The 1873-nt window shown below is 36.9% G+C and carries 1 protein-coding gene; it reads right to left on the bottom strand.

What is annotated here, in order from left to right; all coding sequences use genetic code 11:
* Position 1: 1 nt before the first annotated feature.
* A partial coding sequence (locus PW52_RS16895) for a T9SS type A sorting domain-containing protein (protein ID WP_044634164.1) occupies positions 2-1873 on the bottom strand: 1872 nt, incomplete at its 5' end.

Below are 1873 nucleotides of genomic sequence, written 5' to 3'. Positions count from 1 at the left end.
TTTACTTAACCACAATCTTTTTAGTGAGTACTTGATTAGCATCTGTTCTTAAACAAATCACGTAAGCTCCTGTAGACACATTACTTAATACAAGACCATTTGCTAATCGTGTTTGTTCTACATGTTCTAGTTCAATAACGCGCTGGCCTTGCATATTTATAACTGCTAAGTTTTTAACTTGTGACGTTAACTTCTTAACATAAAAAGTTTTACTTGTATTCTCGTAATACATATAATTAGACTCGGCCTGTGCTTCATTTACTGCTAAAGTCTCTGCTTTACTTTGAAAAACTATAGCAAAGCGAGTGTTAAACTTACCTTGATCACTAGTAAAACTATAGGCCTCTCCTTGAGTTAAATCGAAATACGTATTAGTATAACTATCTCGCAAATAAATCGCCTGATCAGCCGGTATATTAAGTTGATCACTTAAGCCTATCTCAAAACTGTTTCTTCCCGATGACTTAAAGTTTAATGGAATTTCCTTCTCTTTACTTATTAAACCATACGCCTGCATACTCATATTCTCTCCTTCCAAATCCAACAACAAATCATTATTATTGTTGTCTGTACACTTTGCATCATATCCATAATCGTATCCATCGCTAGTATAATCACTAAAACCTAACAATAACTCTCTATGGGTTTTCGGACCTGTGACCGATGTTAAGGTTAAGCGTAATTTTTGCATTCCAGTTTCCTCTGGTTTTTCCGATTTAATCGAACTCGCTTTTGAAAATACTGAACCCGCATATTCACTACCATCGGCATCGGACTCTTTTATAAATACACGTTGTCCATTATTAAACTCCAACACTCCATTGGCTACCACTTCTACCATAAAACCTTGACCAACAGGCATATATCTAGTTGGCACTATCGTTCCATCTTGGGAACCATTAGTTGAGCCTGTTATCCCTTCAAATTGATAGGCACGTATACTTCCTAATTTACTTATCTGAGCATATCCCCCTTCGTACTCACTTAAATAATGGGTGTTCCCTGCCCATTGTTGCCAAACACTTACGGTACCATCTATTACGCCTTCATTATCTTCTATAAATTGATATATATCCAGCGCTGAAGCATAAGGATTACCTACTAAATATTCGGTCTTCGATACATCTGGCACAGAACCCGAACCTCCTTTATCGCTAACTGCTATTTTTATCGTACCATTATTTGGCTTGCCTTCAAATATATATTGTTGTGTGGAACCTGATACTCCTGTACCTTTTTGGGTATACCCTACACCTGGAGCTATATTAGACGACGGACCTATTTGTGCCCAATCCCAATATTTTAAACCGTTTTTGTATGTATACAACCAATATGTGCTTATACTATTATTACCTGTATAGCCCGAGGTAAATGTCCAGTTATTTCCACTTGCATCTTCTAACATATTTAAGTTAAATGCACTGTTATTACTATTATTTATAGAGGCATTATTATCACTCAATGTTGTCGCTCCTAAAGCCCCTACTGGCGAACTCCAATAATTATACCTGAAGGCATTAGAGGTGCCTTCTTGACGCCTTAAAACTTTCCCTGTGGAAGAGGTTACTAAATCACTTCGAACACCTTGAACTAATTGAGAATCACCCTCTAAATCTAAAGTCCCGTTTAACTCTAAATACCAACTATTATTTACCTGATGATCACCATGAACGGTTAATGTAACTCCTGAATCGATAAGCAAACCTAAACTACTATGAGAACCCGTTATTTCTGTATTGTTCTTTATATGAACAATACTCCATTCCTTTGTCTTATTTAAATCCGTAATGTCCCATACATCTCCGTGTAACCACGTCGAAGTTGAAGTCCATGACCCTGAACTAATAGTCTCGTAGGGTAAAGGCGCTGTTTG

The sequence above is a fragment of the Neotamlana sedimentorum genome (assembly GCF_000943565.1).
Classification (GTDB): domain Bacteria; phylum Bacteroidota; class Bacteroidia; order Flavobacteriales; family Flavobacteriaceae; genus Neotamlana; species Neotamlana sedimentorum.
This window is presented reverse-complemented; position numbering and strand designations above follow the sequence as displayed.